This is a genomic window from Rhodococcoides sp. S146-33 (assembly GCF_059489205.1).
Genome location: NZ_JCAJWY010000002.1, coordinates 496968 through 516999 on the forward strand (window position 1 = coordinate 496968; position 20032 = coordinate 516999).

26 protein-coding genes are annotated in these 20032 nt (G+C 64.0%); 19 read left to right on the top strand and 7 right to left on the bottom strand.

Going from position 1 to position 20032, the window contains the following annotated elements; all coding sequences use genetic code 11:
- Positions 1–18: 18 nt before the first annotated feature.
- The 3 genes from AC5WEY_RS10790 to AC5WEY_RS10800 are packed head-to-tail and all read right to left on the bottom strand — an operon-like array spanning position 19 to position 1123.
- Positions 19–531 carry a WXG100 family type VII secretion target gene (locus tag AC5WEY_RS10790; protein WP_495645905.1) on the bottom strand — a complete coding sequence of 171 codons (513 nt, stop codon included), beginning with the start codon at positions 529–531 and terminating at the stop codon, positions 19–21.
- Positions 531–818 (bottom strand): WXG100 family type VII secretion target, encoded by a 288-nt coding sequence (locus AC5WEY_RS10795; RefSeq protein WP_495645906.1) that lies wholly within the window; start codon positions 816–818, stop codon positions 531–533. Before AC5WEY_RS10795 ends, AC5WEY_RS10790 begins: the two co-directional genes overlap by 1 nt.
- Entirely contained in the window at positions 818–1123 is a 306-nt protein-coding gene (locus AC5WEY_RS10800; protein ID WP_156399369.1) for a WXG100 family type VII secretion target, read from the bottom strand. The genes AC5WEY_RS10795 and AC5WEY_RS10800 overlap by 1 nt, the downstream gene beginning before the upstream one ends.
- A 497-nt stretch (positions 1124–1620) precedes the next feature.
- On the opposite strand from AC5WEY_RS10800, the gene rpsH reads away from it, so the two are divergent.
- The 9 genes from rpsH to map all read left to right on the top strand — a co-directional run bounded on the left by rpsH (position 1621) and on the right by map (position 7306).
- Positions 1621–2019, top strand: a complete 399-nt coding sequence (gene rpsH / locus AC5WEY_RS10805; protein ID WP_008718266.1) for a 30S ribosomal protein S8 — start codon at positions 1621–1623, stop codon at positions 2017–2019.
- A gap of 14 nt (positions 2020–2033) precedes the next feature.
- Positions 2034–2573, top strand: coding sequence for a 50S ribosomal protein L6 (gene rplF / locus AC5WEY_RS10810; protein WP_032376650.1), 540 nt, complete (start codon positions 2034–2036; stop codon positions 2571–2573).
- A gap of 1 nt (position 2574) precedes the next feature.
- Positions 2575–2991: a 50S ribosomal protein L18 gene (gene rplR / locus AC5WEY_RS10815; RefSeq protein ID WP_032365631.1), complete on the top strand. Its 417-nt coding sequence runs from the start codon at positions 2575–2577 to the stop codon at positions 2989–2991.
- A 34-nt stretch (positions 2992–3025) separates the two neighbouring features.
- A complete protein-coding gene (rpsE, locus tag AC5WEY_RS10820; RefSeq protein WP_032365630.1) occupies positions 3026–3700 on the top strand; it encodes a 30S ribosomal protein S5 in 675 nt (224 codons plus the stop codon).
- On the top strand, positions 3700–3879 hold the full coding sequence (gene rpmD / locus AC5WEY_RS10825; protein WP_008718256.1) for a 50S ribosomal protein L30: 180 nt from the start codon (positions 3700–3702) through the stop codon (positions 3877–3879). Before rpsE ends, rpmD begins: the two co-directional genes overlap by 1 nt.
- Positions 3880–3881: 2 nt before the next feature.
- Positions 3882–4325, top strand: a complete 444-nt coding sequence (rplO, locus tag AC5WEY_RS10830; protein WP_027496326.1) for a 50S ribosomal protein L15 — start codon at positions 3882–3884, stop codon at positions 4323–4325.
- Positions 4326–4638: 313 nt separating this feature from the next.
- The gene (secY, locus tag AC5WEY_RS10835; protein ID WP_057475664.1) at positions 4639–5958 is read left to right on the top strand and encodes a preprotein translocase subunit SecY; all 1320 of its coding nucleotides are present in this window, start codon (positions 4639–4641) and stop codon (positions 5956–5958) included.
- Positions 5955–6509 (top strand): adenylate kinase, encoded by a 555-nt coding sequence (locus AC5WEY_RS10840; RefSeq protein WP_057475663.1) that lies wholly within the window; start codon positions 5955–5957, stop codon positions 6507–6509. Before secY ends, AC5WEY_RS10840 begins: the two co-directional genes overlap by 4 nt.
- Positions 6509–7306 (top strand): type I methionyl aminopeptidase, encoded by a 798-nt coding sequence (gene map, locus AC5WEY_RS10845; protein ID WP_495645907.1) that lies wholly within the window; start codon positions 6509–6511, stop codon positions 7304–7306. The genes AC5WEY_RS10840 and map overlap by 1 nt, the downstream gene beginning before the upstream one ends.
- A gap of 2 nt (positions 7307–7308) precedes the next feature.
- Here the strand turns inward: map and AC5WEY_RS10850 are convergent, their stop codons facing one another.
- Complete coding sequence (locus AC5WEY_RS10850; protein ID WP_495645908.1) at positions 7309–8202, bottom strand: glycosyltransferase family 2 protein; 894 nt, start codon at positions 8200–8202, stop codon at positions 7309–7311.
- A gap of 298 nt (positions 8203–8500) precedes the next feature.
- On the opposite strand from AC5WEY_RS10850, the gene infA reads away from it, so the two are divergent.
- The 9 genes from infA (at position 8501) to AC5WEY_RS10895 (ending at position 13835) form a co-directional block, all read left to right on the top strand.
- Positions 8501–8722, top strand: a complete 222-nt coding sequence (infA, locus tag AC5WEY_RS10855) for a translation initiation factor IF-1 (protein WP_005140011.1) — start codon at positions 8501–8503, stop codon at positions 8720–8722.
- A gap of 89 nt (positions 8723–8811) precedes the next feature.
- Positions 8812–8925, top strand: a complete 114-nt coding sequence (gene rpmJ / locus AC5WEY_RS10860) for a 50S ribosomal protein L36 (protein WP_025347279.1) — start codon at positions 8812–8814, stop codon at positions 8923–8925.
- A 204-nt stretch (positions 8926–9129) separates the two neighbouring features.
- A complete protein-coding gene (rpsM, locus tag AC5WEY_RS10865; RefSeq protein WP_057475660.1) occupies positions 9130–9504 on the top strand; it encodes a 30S ribosomal protein S13 in 375 nt (124 codons plus the stop codon).
- Complete coding sequence (rpsK, locus tag AC5WEY_RS10870) at positions 9504–9917, top strand: 30S ribosomal protein S11 (RefSeq protein ID WP_027496331.1); 414 nt, start codon at positions 9504–9506, stop codon at positions 9915–9917. Before rpsM ends, rpsK begins: the two co-directional genes overlap by 1 nt.
- Before the next feature lie 21 nt (positions 9918–9938).
- The gene (gene rpsD / locus AC5WEY_RS10875; RefSeq protein WP_008718223.1) at positions 9939–10544 is read left to right on the top strand and encodes a 30S ribosomal protein S4; all 606 of its coding nucleotides are present in this window, start codon (positions 9939–9941) and stop codon (positions 10542–10544) included.
- Positions 10545–10643: 99 nt separating this feature from the next.
- The gene (locus AC5WEY_RS10880) at positions 10644–11708 is read left to right on the top strand and encodes a DNA-directed RNA polymerase subunit alpha (protein WP_032376654.1); all 1065 of its coding nucleotides are present in this window, start codon (positions 10644–10646) and stop codon (positions 11706–11708) included.
- Between the two features lie 34 nt (positions 11709–11742).
- Positions 11743–12348 (top strand): 50S ribosomal protein L17, encoded by a 606-nt coding sequence (rplQ, locus tag AC5WEY_RS10885; protein ID WP_495645909.1) that lies wholly within the window; start codon positions 11743–11745, stop codon positions 12346–12348.
- 2 nt (positions 12349–12350) lie between these two features.
- The gene (gene truA, locus AC5WEY_RS10890) at positions 12351–13247 is read left to right on the top strand and encodes a tRNA pseudouridine(38-40) synthase TruA (RefSeq protein ID WP_495646529.1); all 897 of its coding nucleotides are present in this window, start codon (positions 12351–12353) and stop codon (positions 13245–13247) included.
- A gap of 30 nt (positions 13248–13277) precedes the next feature.
- A complete protein-coding gene (locus AC5WEY_RS10895; protein WP_495645910.1) occupies positions 13278–13835 on the top strand; it encodes an NADPH-dependent FMN reductase in 558 nt (185 codons plus the stop codon).
- 7 nt (positions 13836–13842) lie between these two features.
- On the opposite strand, the gene eccE is transcribed toward AC5WEY_RS10895, so the two are convergent.
- Positions 13843–15468, bottom strand: coding sequence for a type VII secretion protein EccE (gene eccE, locus AC5WEY_RS10900; RefSeq protein WP_495645911.1), 1626 nt, complete (start codon positions 15466–15468; stop codon positions 13843–13845).
- A 196-nt stretch (positions 15469–15664) separates the two neighbouring features.
- Between eccE and eccB the strand changes: the two genes are divergently transcribed.
- Positions 15665–17119 carry a type VII secretion protein EccB gene (gene eccB, locus AC5WEY_RS10905; protein WP_495645912.1) on the top strand — a complete coding sequence of 485 codons (1455 nt, stop codon included), beginning with the start codon at positions 15665–15667 and terminating at the stop codon, positions 17117–17119.
- Here eccB and mycP read toward each other — a convergent pair.
- On the bottom strand, positions 17105–18514 hold the full coding sequence (gene mycP / locus AC5WEY_RS10910; RefSeq protein WP_495645913.1) for a type VII secretion-associated serine protease mycosin: 1410 nt from the start codon (positions 18512–18514) through the stop codon (positions 17105–17107). The genes eccB and mycP overlap by 15 nt on opposite strands.
- Complete coding sequence (eccD, locus tag AC5WEY_RS10915; RefSeq protein ID WP_495645914.1) at positions 18514–19977, bottom strand: type VII secretion integral membrane protein EccD; 1464 nt, start codon at positions 19975–19977, stop codon at positions 18514–18516. The genes mycP and eccD overlap by 1 nt, the downstream gene beginning before the upstream one ends.
- Positions 19978–20032: the final 55 nt, after the last annotated feature.

Genomic DNA, 20032 nt, shown 5'->3' on the forward strand with positions numbered 1-20032 from the left:
GGTACATGCGGAGTTCGTTTAATCGCTCGCTCGGCGTAGCTCCTCGGCGGCGGTGCGCCAGGCGCTTCCGAGACCCCGCAACTTGTCCGGATCGCCGTTGGGCCACATATGGCCCTGCAGCCATCGCGTGATCAGGCCCCACCCCATCGGAGCGTCGGTGTCGCCGCCGTAGGAACCGTTGAAGCGCGGTGTATCTGTATGAGGAAGTTGTGGGGGAGTGGGTAGCGGTGGGGGCGGCGGAACGGTGTTCGCATTCTCCGCGTTGGCGTGGTTGATGCCGGTTGCCGCCAGCAGATCATGAAGTTTGCCGAACGCATTCGTGATGTCGGTTGCTGCGGAAACTGCGTCGAATGCTGCGGAATCGTAACTGTCGGCCCAAGACTTTCCGGCGTTGTCGGTGCCTGCGCAGCCCCAGTTGCGGTCGAGTTCCGCGGCGAGGTCCGCTATCGCGCCGCTCGATATGGTCTTGGCGCTGCCGTACCGGGAAGCCGCATCGGCAAGGATGTCCGGGTCGACGCTGATCGGGGCCATCAGGGCCACATTCGCTTGTTGTGGTCCACGGCTGCGCGGTAGCGATCATGGGCGCCTCGTGCCAGCGTGCCGAGTTGGGCGAGCGCGGTTCGCATATCGTTCAGTTCCTTTCGGAGTAGCTCGTGCTTCGAGCGGTGCGCCTCGGCCGCTTCGCCCTCCCATTCGATGCCGAGATCCTTGACCTCGCGCTCGACATCGGCGATAGCGGATTCGATCGTGGCTCCAACTACATGCGCGCGATCGACAAGAGCGAGAATCCGCTCGACGTCGGCGACATAGCGTGCCATCACCGGTCCAACCGCAGGCCGGAATCCATCTCGTGCGCGTCGATCTTCTTGTCCGCTGCGGCGTAGTCGATTGCAACGCGATCGAGCAGCGCAGCGTCCTCGCTCAGCGCGCCACACATCTTCCGAGCCGAATCGACCCATTCCGCCCACAGAACTGCGTGGGAATCGGCCGCGTTGCCCGTCCAGGAGGACTCCATCAACTCGTCGGCGTCACGGCGGATGAGGTCGATGTCGTCCCACAGCGCATCGGCGAGACCGGACATTCGGGCTGCGGCTCGACGTGTGCGGTCCGGATCGGCTCTCACAGCGTCTTCCGGGACGGACCCGGCCACGGCCGGACGCCGACCGTTTCGAAAAGACCTTTCGAATGCATCGAACCCCCCGGAGCGATGGAATGATGTCGGAAGGCTACTGCACCGAACCGACGAACTCGTCCGTGCCTGCGCGGGGTGCTCCTCGAGCACTACCACGATCGATTTTGAGAATGGCACCCGGTTCCCTACACTAGAGCGGTTGCCCGGGCTTCGTCGTGCCTGCACGCGAGTCCTTGCAATACAACAAACGCAACCTCGAGCACTCCGTACGTCAGCATTGAACATGCGGAAGCTCGTAACACCTGGCAGTGCAGCGATGCACTGCTTGGAGCGCAACCCCTGACCGGCAACAGTCGGTCAGGACATGTTCACTTCGCTGTAGGCCCACGATGTGACGAGCCAGGCCCGGCGGGTTCCCCGGAACCCACAGGCACCAGCCCGCGCGTGCTGCATGGGAACCGCTGCGAGAAAGGTGCACAGGTCACACCATGACGATGACCGATCCAATTGCAGACTTCTTGACTCGTCTGCGCAACGCCAATTCGGCGTACCACGACGAGGTGAAGCTTCCCCACTCGAAGCTCAAGGCGAACATCGCCGAGATCCTCAAGCGCGAGGGCTACATCTCCGATTACCGCACGGAAGACGCCGAGGTGGGCAAGACCCTCATCGTCGATCTGAAGTACGGCCCGAGCCGTGAGCGCAGCCTCGCCGGCGTGCGACGCGTCTCCAAGCCCGGTCTCCGGGTGTACGCAAAATCCACCAATCTGCCCAAGGTTCTCGGCGGCCTGGGCGTGGCGATCATCTCCACGTCCACCGGTCTGCTCACGGAGCGTCAGGCTGCCAAGCAGGGTGTGGGCGGAGAAGTCCTCGCCTACGTCTGGTAGGGGAGGCCACCACCATGTCACGTATTGGAAAATTGCCGGTCCCAGTCCCCGCTGGCGTCGATATCACCATCGACGGCCAGGACGTTGCGGTCAAGGGCCCCAAGGGTGCCCTGAGCCTGACAGTCGCCGAGCCCATCAAGATCGCCCGCGCGGACGACGGCACCATCGCCGTCACTCGGCCGGACGACGAGCGTAAGAGCCGCTCGCTGCATGGTCTCTCGCGCACACTCGTTGCGAACCTCATCACCGGTGTCACCAACGGTTACACCACCAAGATGGAGATTCACGGCGTCGGTTACCGCGTCGTACTCAAGGGCAAGGACCTCGAGTTCGCACTCGGTTACAGCCATCCCGTGCTGATCGAAGCACCCGAGGGCATCACGTTCACGGTCGAGTCGCCCACGCGATTCACCGTTGTCGGCATCGACAAGCAGAAGGTCGGTCAGATCTCTGCCAACATTCGTCGTCTGCGGCGTCCGGACCCGTACAAGGGCAAGGGCATCCGCTACGAGGGTGAAGTGATCCGCCGCAAGGTCGGAAAGACGGGTAAGTGATATGAGCCAGCAAACAGCAGACAAGGCGAACGTCGTCAAGCGCACACCGCGCGGCACCGACGTTTCGACGAAGCGTCGCCTGTCGAAGGCACGTCGTCACTTCCGCCTTCGCAAGAAGATCTCCGGAACGCCCGAGCGTCCGCGCTTGGTCGTCAACCGGTCCTCGCGCCACATCCACGTGCAGTTGATCGACGACCTCGCCGGCCACACACTGGCCAGCGCGTCGAGCATCGAAGCCGATGTGCGCGCACTCGAGGGCGACAAGAAGGCCGTCAGCGCGAAGGTCGGCGAGCTCATCGCCAGCCGTGCGAAGGCAGCCGGCGTCGAGGCAGTCGTGTTCGACCGCGGCGGCAACAACTACAGCGGCCGCATCGCGGCACTCGCAGACGCTGCCCGCGAAGGCGGGTTGACGTTCTGATGATGACAATGACTGACAACGGAAGGACAGCCTGATGCCGGGACGTCAACGGCGTGACGGCGGAAGCGGCCCCGCCGGACAGAACAGTGGCCCCAACGCAGGTGGCGACAACAACCAGCGCGGCGACAACCGCGGTGGTGGCGGTCGTGACCGTCGTGACAACGGCCGTGGCGGCAACGCTGCGGACAAGTCGAACTTCATCGAGAAGGTCGTCACGATCAACCGCGTCTCCAAGGTGGTCAAGGGTGGTCGACGCTTCAGCTTCACCGCCCTCGTCATCGTCGGTGACGGCAACGGACTGGTCGGCGTCGGCTACGGCAAGGCCAAGGAAGTTCCCGCGGCCATCCAGAAGGGTGTCGAGGAGGCTCGTAAGAGCTTCTTCCGCGTCCCGATGATCGCCGGCACCATCACGCACCCCATCCAGGGCGAAGCCGCTGCCGGCGTCGTCATGTTGCGGCCGGCCAGCGCCGGTACCGGCGTCATCGCCGGTGGCGCTGTGCGCGCAGTGCTGGAGTGCGCCGGTGTCCACGACGTGCTGTCGAAGTCGCTCGGTAGCGACAACGCCATCAACGTCGTGCACGCGACCGTCGCAGCCCTCAAGGGTCTGCAGCGTCCCGAGGAAGTTGCGGCTCGCCGCGGCCTGACCCTCGAAGAGGTTGCACCCGCCGGAATGCTGCGCGCACGCGCACAGGCAGGAGCGGTGAAGTAATGGCTCAGCTGAAGGTCACTCAGATCAAGAGCACCATCGGCCAGAAGGCGAACCAGCGTGACAGCCTGCGTACTCTCGGGCTCAAGGGCATCCGCCAGACGGTCGTCCGCGAGGACAACCCGCAGAACCGCGGACTGGTCAACACGGTGCGCCACCTCGTAACTGTTGAGGAGGTCTAACCATGACCATCAAACTGCACCACCTGCGCCCCGCAGCCGGATCCAAGTCGACGAAGATTCGCGTCGGCCGTGGTGAAGGTGGCAAGCGCGGCAAGACCGCAGGTCGCGGTACCAAGGGAACCGGCGCACGTAAGAACGTGCCGGCACGCTTCGAGGGTGGCCAGATGCCCCTCCACATGCGGCTCCCGAAGCTCAAGGGCTTCACCAACCGCAACCGTGTCGTGTTCCAGGTCGTGAACCTGCGCGACATCGAGCGTCTGTTCCCCGAGGGTGGCCAGATCGGTATCCCCGAGCTGATCGCCAAGGGAGCTGTTCGCAAGAACGAGCTCGTCAAGGTTCTCGGAGACGGAAACCTCACCGTGAAGGTCGATATCTCGGCCAACAAGTTCACGGGCTCTGCCAAGGAAAAGATCGCCGCTGCCGGCGGTTCTGCAACCGAGGTATGAGCATTGCTTCGATGTGCTGAGTAGCAGCGCTTCGAGCATCAGTTCGTGACGATGGCCGCAGCCACAGCTCTTGCAGCTGAGCTGCGGCCATCGTTGCCTACACAGAATGTCGTGTCCATCGACCGATCGGCCGGGTCCAACACTGACCGTCGGGCGGTTCGATGCGCACTGTTAGAGTTCTAGAGTTCAGAGAAGTTCGTATCGATGCGGTCGACGTACGTCGTTCGCAGTCCATGCTCGTGAGGCTCACGGGAGCGCAAGTTGCTCCCGGTGAAGCACTTGCAGCGTCAACGCAGTCGTGCCAGGAGGATCTTTGCTTTCCGCCTTCGTGTCGGCCCTCAGGACTCCTGACCTGAGACGGAAGATCCTCTTCACGCTCGGTCTGGTGGCCCTGTATCGCTTCGGTGCAACGCTGCCGTCGCCGGGTGTCGACTACGCCAATGTCCGAGCATGCATCGACCAGGTCTCCGGTGGAGACTCGGCGGGCATCTACTCATTGATCAACCTGTTCTCCGGTGGAGCGCTCCTTCAGCTCTCGGTGTTCGCGATCGGCATCATGCCGTACATCACCGCCAGCATCATCGTGCAGCTGCTCACCGTCGTCATCCCCAAGTTCGAGGAACTCCGCAAGGAGGGACAGTCGGGCCAGGCGAAGATGACGCAGTACACGCGTTACCTGTCGATCGCGCTGGCCATCCTGCAGGCGACCGGGCTGGTGGCCCTCGCTTCGCGCGGCCAGCTGCTCCAGGGATGCCAGCAGGACATCATCGCCGACCAGTCCATTTTCGGGCTCGTCATCATCGTGCTCGTCATGACTGCAGGTGCAGCCGTCGTGATGTGGTTCGGCGAGGTCATCACCGAGCGCGGTGTCGGCAACGGTATGTCGCTGCTGATCTTCGCCGGAATTGCCTCGCGCATCCCCTCCGAGGGCAACTCGATCCTCGAGAGCCGCGGTGGACTGGTGTTCGGGTTCGTCTGCTTCGCAGCGTTCCTCATCATCGCCGGCGTGATTTTCGTCGAGCAGGGTCAGCGTCGTATTCCGGTCCAGTACGCCAAGCGCATGGTCGGTCGAAAGATGTACGGCGGCTCGTCGACCTATCTTCCGCTCAAGGTCAACCAGGCCGGCGTCATCCCGGTGATTTTCGCGTCTTCGTTGCTCTACCTACCCAATCTGATCGCGCAGCTCACATCTGCGAGCACCGCAACGGATCCCAGCTGGTGGCAGCGCATCATCAACGAGTACCTGGTGAACCCTGCCAACCCCGTCTACATCGCGATCTTCTTCGGGCTCATCGTCTTCTTCACGTACTTCTACGTGGCGATCACGTTCAATCCGGAAGAGCGCGCCGACGAAATGAAGAAGTTCGGCGGATTCATTCCTGGCATTCGTCCCGGCAAGCCGACCGCCGATTATCTGAACTACGTCCTCAGTCGCATCACGTTGCCCGGATCCATATACCTGGGCACCATTGCCGTGCTTCCGAATCTCTTCCTCGACATCGGTTCGGGCGGAGGCCAGAACCTCCCGTTCGGTGGAACTGCCGTACTGATCATGGTCAGCGTCGGCCTGGACACCGTGAAGCAGATCGAAAGCCAGCTGATGCAGCGTAACTACGAAGGGTTCCTCAAGTGAGACTTGTTCTGCTCGGTCCCCCCGGTGCCGGCAAAGGCACTCAAGCCGTTCTCCTCTCCGAGAAGCTGGGCGTGCCGCACATCTCGACCGGAGATCTGTTCCGCGCGAACATCGGCGAGAAGACACCGCTCGGCCTCGAAGCCAAGAAGTACCTCGACGCCGGCGATCTGGTTCCGAGTGAGTTGACTGTCGACATGGTCCGTAGTCGTCTCGCCGAGCCCGATGCCGTCAACGGCTTTCTGCTCGACGGATTCCCACGCTCTGTCGGTCAGGCCGAGGCTCTTGTGGAGATCCTGTCGGATCTGAACGCGAAGCTCGACGCCGTACTGTCGTTCGTCGTCGACGAGGACATCGTCGTCGAGCGGATGCTTGCGCGCGGTCGCGAGGACGACAAAGAAGACGTCATCCGCAATCGACTCAAAGTGTACCGAGACGAGACCGCACCGCTGCTGGACTACTACGCCGACGAGCTCGTCACGGTCGATGCAATCGGCGAGGTGGACGAGGTCAACGCACGTGCGCTGAAGTCCATCGAGGACCACGGCAAGTAATGGCGTTCGGCCGTAAACGCAAAGTCGTCCCGTTTCGTAGCGCTGGTGAGCTCGACGCAATGGCGGCCGCCGGTGCGGTCGTCGGTGCGGCGCTGGTTGCCGTCAGAAATGCGGCGGTTCCCGGCGTCTCCACACTCGAGCTGGATCGAGTGGCCGAAGCAGTGATTCGAGACGCCGGGGCAGTACCGTCGTTTCTGGGGTACCACGGCTTCACCGGCAGCATCTGCTCATCGGTGAACGATCGTGTGGTGCACGGCATTCCGTCCGCAGACGAAGTCTTGGCTGCAGGCGATCTGGTGTCGATCGATTGTGGTGCAGTGCTCGACGGGTGGCACGGAGACTCGGCGTGGACGTTCGGTGTCGGAGACATCATCGAGGCCGATGCAATGCTGAGTGAGGCGACGAGACTGTCGATGGAAGCCGGTATCGCAGCAATGCTTCCCGGGAACCGACTGACCGATGTCTCGCATGCCATCGAGTGCGGAACACACGCGGCGGAGAAAGCGCACGGCCGCAAGTACGGCATTGTGGACGGCTACGGCGGTCACGGAATCGGCCGCGAGATGCACATGGATCCGTTCCTGGCGAACGAGGGTGCTCCGGGCAAGGGCCCCGAGCTGGTCGTGGGATCGACGCTCGCGATCGAGCCGATGCTGACTCTCGGGACCTACGACACCGACATTCTGGAAGATGGATGGACCGTCGTCACGACCGACGGATCGCGCTCGGCGCACTGGGAACACACGGTCGCAGTGACCGAGGACGGCCCGCGAATCCTGACGGTTCGGCCCAGTTAGAGCTACCAGGCCAACGATCCGTAACGACGGCCCCCTCGGATGAGTCCGAGGTGGGCAGCCGTCAAACGTAGCCAGAGGCGCGTCGGCATCCGGGTAAGTGTGGTCGGCAGCAGCGGGTTTCGCAGTGCAAGCGCGAGTAGCGCGACGATGGTTGTACGGACTCGGAACGGCGGGCATCCGCTGGCACGGTACATTCCACGGACATGGGCCGACCCGTAGCCGAGTGCCCCCGCTTGTGCCCAATTGTCTCGGTAGCCCGTGCGCAAACGGTATTCGACCAGCGGCTCGGCTATGAAGTGCAGGCGGGCGCCCGATTGCTGCGCGCGCCAGGAGAATTCCATGTCCTCGCTGGCATGTACGAATTCGAGCATCCCTCCGAGATCTCGGTAGGTCGACGCGCGGCACGCCATGCTCGCACCGATGACGAACGGTCGGAATGGTGACTTGCCCTGATTCGAAGGTGGGGCGAACGGAACGGCGGCTCGCGTGGATTCCGAGTTCAGTGCCGCGGTGCTCAGACCGGTTCCCACGAGGTCGTAGCAGTCGAGCTCGGTAGTGAGGCGTCGCAGCCACGTCGGGTGCACGACGTCGTCGGCGTCGCAGAAAGCCAGAAGTGGGCCGTCTGCTGCCTCCGCCCCACGGTTGCGCGCGAACGATGCGCCTGCGGTACCGGACGCATCGACGTACTTCAGGTTCAGTCGGGTTCGTAGGTCGTGGTTCTTCACGGACTCACGCACGCCGTCGGTCGAGCCGTTGTCGCTGACGATGACTTCGAATGGGTCGTCGTAGTCCTGATGCGCGAGCGCGCTCAATTGCTCGTCGAGTAGGTCCTTGGCGTTGTGTACGGGAATGATCACGGAGACGGACGGGCCGCCTCCGGACGGGTTGGAACTCAAGATGGCACCTTGCGGGCTCGGACGCTGCACGATGATGGGCGGACGACACGTTAGCTTCTTCGATCGCACGCGGCCAGCCGAGGTGCTTCGTGCCCGCTTCGCGCGCATTTGGCCAGATGTGTGTTTGCCGGTAACATGGATCGACGGTGCGCCCTGCGTACCGGATGTTCGTGTGCCCGCATGGGCCGCGAGTGGTTCCGGCGACACGCAGGCTCGAGCGATCGGGTCGGTCAGTGCGCATCACGGTAACGGAAACAGATGCAATCAACCAGGTGTGAGAGCCAGGATCGCGGAGGATATGGCCAAGAAAGACGGTGCTATCGAGGTAGAGGGCCGAGTCGTCGAACCGCTGCCCAATGCGATGTTTCGCATTGAGCTCGAAAACGGCCACAAGGTGCTCGCTCACATCAGCGGAAAGATGCGTCAGCACTACATTCGCATCCTTCCCGAGGATCGCGTCGTGGTAGAGCTTTCGCCCTACGACCTCACGCGTGGACGCATCGTTTACCGCTACAAGTAAGAGCTTCCCCGGCCACGTCCGGTCGGGGGGAACCATGCTCGGAACCGCTGCCTGCAGTGGGTTCGAGCTACACACAGGAGATCAACGACGTGAAGGTTCAGCCGAGCGTCAAGAAGATCTGCGAAAAATGCAAGGTGATTCGTCGTAACGGGCGCGTCATGGTGATCTGCGACAACCTGCGTCACAAGCAGCGTCAGGGATAACCACCGAGCTTTTCGTACATCGGCTTGGCAACAGCTAGAAGATGACCTCCCAGCACCAACCGCGACACACGCGTTGCGGCACACCCCCGGCACGGAGGCCGGGGCCCCACTGAGTTAGTTGAAAGACGCTTCACGCCCCAGCGGTGAGAAGGACACAGGGGACGGACTGGGAGCAGACCTCCGGACAAGAAAAGGAAATGCCACATGGCACGTCTCGCAGGTGTGGATCTGCCGCGCGAAAAGCGCATGGAGATCGCACTGACTTACATCTACGGCGTCGGCCGTACCCGCTCCAAGGAAATTCTCGCAGCAACCGGCGTCAGCGCCGACCTGCGCAGCAAGGATCTCGGCGACGACGATCTGCGCAAGCTCAGCGATTACATCAACGAGTCCCTCAAGGTCGAGGGCGACCTGCGCCGCGAGGTTCAGGCCGACATCCGACGCAAGATCGAAATCGGCTGCTACCAGGGTCTTCGCCACCGTCGTGGTCTGCCCGTCCGTGGACAGCGCACCAAGACCAATGCGCGTACCCGTAAGGGACCCAAGCGCACCATTGCCGGCAAGAAGAAGGCGAAGTAATGCCCCCCAAAGCACGCGGTACCGGTCCGAAGAAGGCGCAGAAGACGCGTCGCAGGGACAAGAAGAACGTCCCGCACGGATCTGCGCACATCAAGAGCACGTTCAACAACACGATCGTGTCGATCACCGACCCCGCCGGAAACGTCATCTCATGGGCTTCCTCGGGACACGTGGGCTTCAAGGGCTCGCGCAAGTCGACTCCGTTCGCCGCACAGCTCGCAGCCGAGAACGCTGCGCGCAAGGCACAGGAGCACGGCGTCAAGAAGGTCGACGTGTTCGTCAAGGGTCCCGGCTCCGGCCGTGAGACCGCTATCCGCTCGCTTCAGGCCGCTGGCCTCGAAGTCGGCACCATCTCCGATGTCACCCCTCAGCCGCACAACGGCTGCCGTCCGCCCAAGCGGCGTCGGGTCTAGCGGGAAGGAAAGGTTTAGAAAATGGCACGTTATACCGGTCCTATCACCCGCAAGTCGCGTCGTCTGCGCGTCGACCTCGTCGGAGGCGACCAGGCGTTCGAGCGTCGCCCGTACCCGCCCGGCCAGCACGGCCGCGCGCGGATCAAGGAGAGCGAGTACCTCCTGCAGCTGCAGGAGAAGCAGAAGGCTCGCTTCACCTACGGCGTCATGGAGAAGCAGTTCCGTCTGTACTACAAGGAAGCCAACAGGGCCGCCGGCAAGACCGGTGAGAACCTGCTGACCATCCTCGAGACCCGTCTCGACAACGTCGTCTACCGTGCGGGCCTCGCACGCACGCGTCGTCAGGCACGCCAGCTGGTCACCCACGGCCACTTCCTCGTGAACAACAAGCGAGTGGACATCCCCAGCTACCGCGTCTCGCAGTACGACATCATCGATGTCCGCGAGAAGTCCGCACAGACACTGCCGATCCAGATCGCCCGTGAGAGCTACGGCGACCGTCCCGTCGCACCGTGGCTGCAGGTCGTTCCCAACCGTCTTCGCATCCTTGTTCACCGGGTGCCGGAGCGCGCACAGATCGACGTGCCGCTCCAGGAGCAGCTCATCGTCGAGTACTACTCGAAGTAAGGCGCAGCACGCATGTGAGTCTCCTCGCGAGGCTCACATGCGTCTTCGCCTCCACACGTGGGCGTCAAATAGCGGACGCCCGTACAGGAGGAACACACAATGCTCATTTCACAGCGCCCGACGCTGACCGAAGAGGTCATCGCCGACAACCGCTCGAAATTCGTCATCGAGCCGCTCGAGCCCGGCTTCGGTTACACACTCGGCAACTCGCTCCGCCGCACCCTGCTCTCGTCGATCCCCGGCGCTGCTGTCACCAGCATCCGTATCGACGGCGTTCTCCACGAATTCACCACGGTTCCCGGTGTGAAGGAAGATGTCACCGACATCATCCTGAACCTCAAGGGCCTCGTCGTGAGCTCCGAAGAAGACGAACCGGTCACCATGTATGTCCGCAAGCAGGGCCCCGGCGCTGTCACCGCAGGCGACATCGTTCCCCCGGCCGGCGTGACGGTGAACAACCCTGATCTGCACATTGCGACCCTGAACGACAAGGGCAAGTTGGAGATCGAGCTCGTCGTCGAGCGCGGTCGCGGCTACGTCCCCGCCGTTCAGAACAAGGCATCGGGTGCCGAGATCGGCCGTATTCCGGTCGACTCGATCTACTCGCCCGTGCTCAAGGTCACCTACAAGGTGGAGGCCACCCGCGTCGAACAGCGCACCGACTTCGATCGGCTCGTTCTCGACGTGGAGACCAAGAATTCCATCACCGCGCGGGACGCGCTCGCTTCGGCGGGCAAGACCCTGGTTGAGCTCTTCGGCCTCGCCCGTGAGCTGAACGTCGAAGCAGAAGGCATCGAGATCGGACCCTCGCCCGCCGAGGCCGATCACATCGCTTCGTTCGGACTCCCCATCGAGGATCTGGACCTCACCGTCCGCTCCTACAACTGCCTCAAGCGCGAGGGTGTTCACACCGTCGGTGAGCTGGTTGGTCGTACCGAGTCCGATCTGCTCGACATCCGTAACTTCGGGCAGAAGTCCATCGACGAGGTGAAGGTCAAGCTGCATTCGCTCGGCCTCTCCCTCAAGGACAGCCCCGCGTCGTTCGATCCGACCACCGTGCCTGGCTACGACGCCACCACGGGTACGTGGAGTGACACCGACGCCGGCTCCTTCAGCGACACCGAAGGTGCCGAGCAGGACTACGCCGAGACAGAACAGCTGTAATCAGCTCGCTGGAGCTCTTACTAGGAGATTCATCATGCCCAAGCCCACCAAGGGCCGCCGTCTCGGCGGGTCGGCGTCGCACCAGAAGGCCATCCTGGCCAACCTGGCGACGTCACTCTTCGAGCACGGCCGCATCACCACCACCGAGTCGAAGGCCAAGCGCCTTCGTCCCCACGCCGAGAAGCTCGTCACCCACGCCAAAAAGGGTGATCTGGCGCATCGTCGTGAGGTTCTCAAGACGATCAACAACAAAGATGTCGTGCACAAGCTCTTCGCCGAGATCGGGCCTTTCTTCGCCGATCGCGACGGTGGCTACACACGCATCATCAAGACCGTCCCCCGCAAGGGCGACAACTCGCCGATGGCCATCATCGAGCTCGTCAACGAGCAGACGGTGTCCAACGAAGCCGATCGCGCTCGCCGCGTGAAGGCTTCGCAGGCTGCTCCCGCCGCAACCGAGGCTCCGGCCGAGGACGCGACCGACGAGAACGTCGTCGAGGCTGTCGAAGCCGACGCCACGGACTCCGAGGTAGCGAACGCGGACGCAGTCATCGACGGCATCGAGGACAACGACGCTCACGCGTCGAACGCCCCCGAGGCCGAGGCTGCATCAACTGAAACACCGGGAAAGAAGGACTAGTCCTGTCTTCCGCGCACGATCGAAGCGGGCCCGCCATTCCCCCAGGGGAAGGCGGGCCCGCTTTGTCGGTATCCACCAGATTTCGGCTCGACATCTCCTACGACGGCACGAACTTCTCCGGATGGGCGCGTCAACCGGGTATTCGTACGGTCTGCGGTGTGCTCGAACAAGCTTTCTCGACCGTGCTTCGCCAACCGATCGAGCTGACCGTCGCCGGACGAACCGACGCAGGAGTCCACGCGAGCGGTCAAGTTGCACACTTCGATGCCGTCGACGTTCCGGATGACCACACCCGGTTGGTCCGGCGCATGGCCCGGTTTCTGCCCACCGATGTCCGGGTGCGAGACATCAGTACCGTCCCCCTCGATTTCGATGCGCGTTTCTCGGCGTATCGCCGACACTACGAGTACCGATTCAGTACCGCTCTGTACGGGGTCGACCCTCTCGACGTGGCCGGCGTCGTGTCCTGGCCGCGGCCCGTGGACTTGGACGCCGTACGCGAGGCGTCGCAGGCGCTGATCGGACTGCACGACTTCGCAGCGTTCTGCAAGCGGCGAGACGGTGCGACCACGGTGCGAGAACTGCAGCGGTTCGACTGGGAACGCGATGGTGACCGCCTCACCGCGTACGTCAGCGCCGACGCATTCTGCTGGTCGATGGTGCGCAGCCTCGTCGGAGCAATGCAGGCGGTGGGGGAAGGACGTCGAACACCGGATTGGGCGCGGTCTCTGTTGACCCGGCGTGATCGCTCCAGTGAGGTGACAGTGGCTCCGGCACACGGACTCTCGCTGGTCCGCGTCGATTATCCGCCGTCCGACGAGCTCGCCGCGCGAAACGCCGCCACCCGAGAGATGAGAACTGCGGTCTCGGCCGAGGAATGCTGCGGGGGAGAGGGCTGACGAACCGTCGCCGGGGCTACTGTCGGAACGATGCAGCCGATACAACTAGCTATCGTCGTCGGTAGTGTTCGCGCCGAGCGCATAGGGCCCACGGTCGCGGCCTGGGTCCGCAGCGTTGCCGCCGAACGCGCGACCATCGAGGTTGTCGACGTGGACCTGGCCGGCTTCGAGTTGCCCAGCAGCCTGGTCCCGAACGAGGACACGGAGCGTTTCACCGCAACGATCGGGGCATGCGACGCCTTCGTGTTCGTCACGCCCGAGTACAACCACGGCGTTCCCGGCTCGTTGAAGACGGCGCTCGACACAGTGAAGTACGAGTGGCGTGCCAAGCCTGTCGGATTCGTGTCGTACGGAGGCCTCGGCGGCGGCATCAGAGCTACCGAGCAACTTCGGCAGATCACTGCCGAACTGCACATGGTGTCCGTCCGAGATGCCGTCTCGCTGCACCGGGTACGTAAGCGGTTCGACGACAAGGGTGGTGTCGACGATGCCGCCGCCGTCGACGCCCTGGGTCGACTGCTCGATCAAGTCGAGTGGTGGGCCGGCGCAGTGGCCGGCGCACGGGAGCGAAGCGACTATCCCGGCTGAGTACCCGTCAGGCGCGCACGGCTGAGCGCAGACTTCGTGGCCGCCCTATGAACGCCATTTCCTGGGGGATCGTCACCAGCGTCAGCTCGACGTCGAGTGGCCCCGAGCTCACCCGGATTCGGTCGCCGGAGGCGTGCGGTTGAACTATCGACACGTTCCACGTCGGCTGTGGTCGCCCGTGCGCCGATTCGATGCTGCCGTGGTGCGGTACATGCTCGGTCAACGACATCACAGTCACTCCTGATAGTGGTTGCTGATCAGTCGGTTCGGATCCATCGCCGAAGTCGTTCAGAATCACGTCGTAATTCGTCCGAGATCGGACTGTGTGGCCGTCGACAGACAGGCGGTCGGGGGCACCTACCGCGTCGACGAGCGAACGCCAGGCATGCGGCCGGTCGCTCCGCACGAGCACCCTTGCTCCCGTCGCGATTGCCCGAAACAGCAGTTGCTGAGCGAGGTAGAGTTCACCGGCGATCCTGACCCGGGCCAGACCTGGCCCGAACAATCGCACTGCGATACCGTGACCGGCTGCATCGGAACCCAGGAGTTGTCCGCAACCGCTCACCGGAAGGTCGAGATCGTCGAGCCTCGATACCTCGAGAGTTCCACTGGGGGACAGGGACTTCAGTCCGGGAACGGCCAGAGGTAGTTGAGCGAAGATGCCGTCTCGTTGACTTCCGCTCATCGAGGTCAATCCGCGGACAGAAGGTTTCGCGACCCGGGAGCGGGCGGCGAATCGGCACGATCCACGGATGCGAAGCTTTCCGCTGTCGCGGGTCGGCTGCAGATGGAAGGTCATCGTCGTCCCCAATGATGGAGTCGACCACAGGGTGGCAATGTCCTCGGCACTGATTGCGCTGCAATCCATTCCGAAACCGACGCTGGACACACCCGGCAAGGGTGCCGTCGACCAAGTCTGTGTCAGATCGTCGGTACTCACCCCCCGACAGAGGTGCACCACCGCCGATCGAAGTTGTGCACTCGTGAGCAGACGCGAGGACAGTCCATCGGCCTGGAGAGCACGCACGACGCGCGTGGTCGCCACGACGGCGGTGCGCGCTGCCCCGGCGCGGCTTCCGCCTCTCACCTCGATAGCCCGAGCATTGGCCCGCACATCGAGAGTGACTGCCACCCATACAGTTCGTATCGCCACAGCCGGCAGGGGACCGATGAGTTCCTCGTACACCTCCGTGGCAGCAGAACCGGGTGAGCTGCGAAACCCGAGTGCGGTGATGTCGATCGACGAGACGGTGATGTCATGTTGCCGAAGACACGACGCCAGGGTCTCGATGGGGAGGGTGTACTGCGTGTCCGCGCTCGCCCTGCCCAGAACCGTCGTCGTGTGTTCGGGCGGGAGGATCTCGATGATGCAGGTGACCGTGTTGCGCTGCCAGTGGACACCGACGGCCCGCCCCGTCGTGTCGTGATGATCGGTGTTCACGCCTACCGCGGGAAAGCGATTCGCGAGGAACCGCCAGAGGACCCGGAACCAGTCGACGATCGGTCTGCGACGAATGGTCACGAACGGAACGAGTGCCACTGCCGCAGCGGCGACCAGTGCCCACACAGGCCGCACCTGTGCCGCGAGTAGCGCAAGACCCGTTGCCGCAGCTGCGATCTCGGCCGTGATCACGCGTCGGAGCGTAGGCGCGGCGAGAGGTATTGCGGTTCGCCCGATCGAACCCGTACGTGCCATCTCGAACCCTCCCCCCGAAGGTTGCGTACACATCGGTTGCCGCCGATGCGGTCGCCGAGGTGTGCGGACGAACTGTACTGTGTCGCGTGACCCGAATGGGGATCGGGTCACGATCGAATCCTGGGGAGGAACTGTGGCGTCGACGCCCACGACGAAGTGGCAGGTTGGCGGCTACCGCTTTCTCGTTCGCCGGATGGAACACGCGCTGATCCGGCGTGATGCCCGAATGCTGCACGATCCGATGAAGTCGCAGTCTCGTGCACTGCTGGTGGGCGTGGTGATCGCCTGTATCGGTTTGGCGGGATGCGCCGCGCTGGCTCTGTTTCGGCCGCAGGACAAGATCGGCGATGCGTCAATCGTGGTCGGGAAGGACTCGGCCGCAATGTTCGTGAAAGTGGACGACGTCTTCCATCCGGTACTGAATCTCGCGTCGGCCAGGCTGGTGGTCGGCAAGCCCGACGACCCGTTGATGGTCAAGGAATCCGAGCTCGCGTCCAGGCCCCGCGGCGCGCTGGTGGGGATACCTGGCGCTCCGTCGGCGCTGCCGCACGATGCAGACGGGCGCGCCGAAGCATGGACTGTGTGCGACACACTCGATCCGATCGCAGGGGTCACGTCGACCACGGTCGCGGCGGGTGATCTCCGGTACGGCGACGGCGCAGCGCCACTTGCCGATAACGAGGCATTCCTGTGGACCTCGAACGGAACGGCTTACCTCGTGCACGACGGAACGAAGTCCCCGGTCGATCTGGCCGACCGGGCAGTGATCCGTGCGCTCGGGCTCGAGGATGCCACACCGTCACCGGTCAGTGCCGGTCTGCTCAATTCCGTGCCGCAGTCGCCGGCAGTCGCGGCTCCGTTCATTCCCCGCGCGGGAGAAGTTCCGCAGTTTCCGTTCGGCGGTCGAGCGATCGGTTCGGTGGTCAAGGTCGCCGGTCGTGACCTCCAGTACTACGTCGTTCTCGAGGACGGTATTCAAGCGATCAGCGAAACGGCTGCACTGCTCATCAAGTTCACGGACTCGCAAGGGAGTCCCGACATCGCAGCAGTCAACCCCGACATCCTCCGAGATGCGCCGAAAACGTCTGTGGGGCTGTCGGTTTCGACGTTTCCGCCCAGTACCCCCGTGATCGTCGATCCCGGTGAGCGACCTGTCAACTGCCTCACCTGGGAACCGCTCGAGGTGGCCGACGGCGGGCCGAGTGCTCGGCTCGTGGAGTCCGCCGGTCGAGGTCTACCGCTCGAATCCGGCGCGCAACCGGTGATGCTTGCCCAAGCCGATGGTGGAGGCGACGCCGTGGATCAGGTATACCTGGCACCCGGCAGCGGCGGGTTCGTCCGCAGCACAGGAATCTCCACCTCCAGTACCCGTCAGGACAGCGTCTTCTTCGTGGCCGACACCGGTGTTCGCTACGGGGTCGAGGGAAGCGAAGCCGCGTCGGCGCTGGGGTTCGGGCCACCCGCACCCGCGCCCTGGCCGATCCTGCAGTTGCTCGGCAGCGGTCCCACGCTGGGTCGCGGTCAGGCCCTGACGATGCACGATGGGGTTGCTCCCGACCCACAAGCCGCCGCGCTACCGACGAAGTAGCGCAACTCGTCTCGGCCGGCCGCGTCGTCGTAAGGGTATCGACAGCGCAAGACCGAGCGCCAGAATCACCGCGGCCACTACCGAACCTGTCACCGCTGCGTTGCGCGGGCGATGATCCGGTGCAGGCGGTGGCAGCGGAGCGCTCATCGCGACGCTGTCGGCGGGCACCACGCGAGGGACCGGCACCACGAGATCGGTCACTGCGGCGAGCGGGTCGACGACGCCGTGACCGACCGATGGGTTCCATCCCTCGGCCGGTTCGTGTGCTGTTCTCTGGATTCGGTCCACCACTTCCAGCGCCGTCAGCTCGGGCCGGTGGGCGCGTACCAGCGCCGCAACAGCAGCCACCAGCGGTGCCGCGAAACTCGTTCCGGTCATAGGATTCACGCCCTCGGTGCCCCACGTGCCGTTCGCCAATCCGTTGCCCGAAGGCGACAGTGAGGTCATATTCGAGCCCGGCGCAGCGACGTCGACCCATGGACCCGCGAGACTGAACGCGGACGGCGTGCCATCCGACTCGACCGAACCGACGGTCAACACGTCGTCGAACCAGGCCGGCGTCGCGATGGTCGCGAAGCCGTCCCACGGATCCGCGTCGGGTCGAAGCGGGTCAGCGTCCGGATTCTGCGCCTGGCAGGCCGAGCTGCCCAGATTTCCCGCAGCGGCAACGACGACGACATTTCTCTCGCGGACGGCGTACTGGACCGCGGCACCGAGGGGACCGTCCGGGACTCCGCCTCCCGCGGGTAGGCAGGCCACCTCGGAGATGTTGACGACCGACGCTCCCGAGTCGACCGCGGTCCTGATGGCCATGGCCATGGTGCGCACGTTTCCGTACCCCGCGGCGTTCTCCGGCTCGGCGGCCTTCTCCTCCTCGGAGCGATTGTCGACAACCTGAAAAGCATTGCTGGACTGACGAATCGAGAGTATTCGTGCGTCCGGCGCGCCGCCGGCGAATCCGCTGCCCGGCGAGGTCTGCGCGGCGATCAGACCGGCGACCATGGTGCCGTGCGCATCGCAGTCGAACAACCCGTCTCCCGTACCGACGTAGTCGCCCCCCGGGATCAGGCCAGGCAACCGCGGATGAGCAGTGACACCGGTGTCGATCACGGCAACCACCTGACCGGCCCCTCGAGTGATGGGCCAGACCGACGCGAAGTCCAGCGCCTTCAGTGCGGTCGGAACCTCCTGCGGGTCGGTCGTTTCGGACGGCAGGGCGCAGGCGTTCTTCTGCTCGGTGGGCTCGAGGGGAGCGGGAGGGCTCGGTGCGGGTAGCTGAGTGGGATCGATCAGCGGACGTTCGGCACGAGCGGGAGAAACCCCGAGAACGGCACTGGACAACACGCCGAGAGCAGTGAGTACCGCAACGACGATCGTGTGTCGCCTGCGCGGCATCACAGCCCGCGGACGACGCCGTACAACCCGCACACCCACACGGCGACCGGGATGACCAGGGCGATCACGGCGTACTCCAGGAGCTCGGCGGATCGTCGCATCACCGGCGAGTACGTGCGTGTCGGCACGAACGCGCCGAATGTCGAGGCCGTCACGGCCCCGGCCAGTGCCACGCCGAACAAAGCGAGGGCGTATTCGGGCAACGCGATCACGGCACCGACGAGGAGAGACAAGAAAATTGTCGTGCCGCCTGCGACAAGCGGAACAGCATGCACCACAACGGCATAGGTACGACCTCGCAGCAACAGAACGAGAGCGCACAGCGTGGCGAGTGCGACCGCAGGCCACTCGACGCCGCCTCCGGTAGCGTCGGCTGCTGCAACGAGAACGCCGGTCACCACGGCGACCGTGAACGCCAACAGCAGGCCGGTCAGGTAGCTCCGTGCTCGTGCTGCCGCTTCCTGCAGATCCGTGAAGGAGATCGCATCCAGTTCGGCTTCCTCGACCGTATCCAGCGGTGCGCCTGCGGTCGGAACCGGCGGAAGCGGCAACTTGGCCTGCATCATCGATACGCGCGCGGAGAGCGCAATACCCGTGAGACCGGCCAGGGCCGCAGCGGTGCCGATTGCCGGTTGCGACATCGTGGTGAACAGCAGGCACACGGCCGCGAGGAACGTCAGCAACGTCAGCACTATCGCGGCGGTGAACAAGGCGAAGCCGGTTCCCCCGATCCGCAAGGACAGCAGGGCTACGGCACCAGCCATGGCCGAGCCCAACATCAGCTGCGCCGCTCCGAATTGTCCTGGCACCAGCAGAGTTCCGCCGGTGAACATGAGCGCGACGGCACACCCGCCGAAAAGCACCGCGACTGCGTCCTGTCGATACAGCCGGCCCAGAATCATCCCAGCGATCGCGAAGAGGACCGAGGCGGTCACCGCAGCGAATCCCTCCGCAGGTTCGCCGACATTCTCGGCTCCGGCACGAATCGGTCCACGTAACACCACTGCGCACGCCAGCAACACCATCGATGCGGTCACGACCGAGCCCACGGTTCGCGCAGTGCGCGCGGTCCAGTGTGGGACGTCGTCGCTGCCCGCTCTCGCGACGGAATACATGAGGTCGTCGAAGAGTGGAACCGGTGCAGGCCGCTCGGCGACGCCCAGGACGAGCAATTCGCCGTCGCGAACCGACAGTTCGGCGAAAGTCGCCGTCGGCGAGAGCGGAGGCAAACCGATTCGAGCAAGCGTCCACGCCACTGGCACGCCCTCGGCATCAGGATCTATGTCGTACCCCGCCACCCCGCGTCGTTCCGGAGGCTCCACGGCAGCTCGCGTGGGTCGCTCAGCAATCATGTCGATGATCCCCGGAACGAGAAGCGAGACCGGAACATCCACCGGCAGCGCCATGTCCACCTGAGTGGACCCGGCCAACACCGTCACTCGGCAGACGTCTTGCGCGAACACGGAAGGAGTCCCCGACGGCCGACGGTTCGATTCTGTTGCAGTCGGCGGCGTTACT

What these genes read in the sequence shown, in the direction of transcription:
- rpsD (WP_008718223.1), top strand. Translation starts at nt 9,939, where the DNA reads ATGGCACGTTATACCGGTCCTATCACCCGCAAGTCGCGTCGTCTGCGC.
- AC5WEY_RS10880 (WP_032376654.1), top strand. Translation starts at nt 10,644, where the DNA reads ATGCTCATTTCACAGCGCCCGACGCTGACCGAAGAGGTCATCGCCGAC.
- rpsM (WP_057475660.1), top strand. Translation starts at nt 9,130, where the DNA reads ATGGCACGTCTCGCAGGTGTGGATCTGCCGCGCGAAAAGCGCATGGAG.
- infA (WP_005140011.1), top strand. Translation starts at nt 8,501, where the DNA reads ATGGCCAAGAAAGACGGTGCTATCGAGGTAGAGGGCCGAGTCGTCGAA.
- AC5WEY_RS10895 (WP_495645910.1), top strand. Translation starts at nt 13,278, where the DNA reads ATGCAGCCGATACAACTAGCTATCGTCGTCGGTAGTGTTCGCGCCGAG.
- rplR (WP_032365631.1), top strand. Translation starts at nt 2,575, where the DNA reads ATGAGCCAGCAAACAGCAGACAAGGCGAACGTCGTCAAGCGCACACCG.
- rpmD (WP_008718256.1), top strand. Translation starts at nt 3,700, where the DNA reads ATGGCTCAGCTGAAGGTCACTCAGATCAAGAGCACCATCGGCCAGAAG.
- rplO (WP_027496326.1), top strand. Translation starts at nt 3,882, where the DNA reads ATGACCATCAAACTGCACCACCTGCGCCCCGCAGCCGGATCCAAGTCG.
- rplF (WP_032376650.1), top strand. Translation starts at nt 2,034, where the DNA reads ATGTCACGTATTGGAAAATTGCCGGTCCCAGTCCCCGCTGGCGTCGAT.
- map (WP_495645907.1), top strand. Translation starts at nt 6,509, where the DNA reads ATGGCGTTCGGCCGTAAACGCAAAGTCGTCCCGTTTCGTAGCGCTGGT.
- rplQ (WP_495645909.1), top strand. Translation starts at nt 11,743, where the DNA reads ATGCCCAAGCCCACCAAGGGCCGCCGTCTCGGCGGGTCGGCGTCGCAC.
- AC5WEY_RS10795 (WP_495645906.1), bottom strand. Translation starts at nt 818, where the DNA reads ATGGCACGCTATGTCGCCGACGTCGAGCGGATTCTCGCTCTTGTCGAT.
- rpsE (WP_032365630.1), top strand. Translation starts at nt 3,026, where the DNA reads ATGCCGGGACGTCAACGGCGTGACGGCGGAAGCGGCCCCGCCGGACAG.
- AC5WEY_RS10790 (WP_495645905.1), bottom strand. Translation starts at nt 531, where the DNA reads ATGGCCCCGATCAGCGTCGACCCGGACATCCTTGCCGATGCGGCTTCC.
- rpsK (WP_027496331.1), top strand. Translation starts at nt 9,504, where the DNA reads ATGCCCCCCAAAGCACGCGGTACCGGTCCGAAGAAGGCGCAGAAGACG.
- rpsH (WP_008718266.1), top strand. Translation starts at nt 1,621, where the DNA reads ATGACGATGACCGATCCAATTGCAGACTTCTTGACTCGTCTGCGCAAC.
- mycP (WP_495645913.1), bottom strand. Translation starts at nt 18,514, where the DNA reads ATGCCGCGCAGGCGACACACGATCGTCGTTGCGGTACTCACTGCTCTC.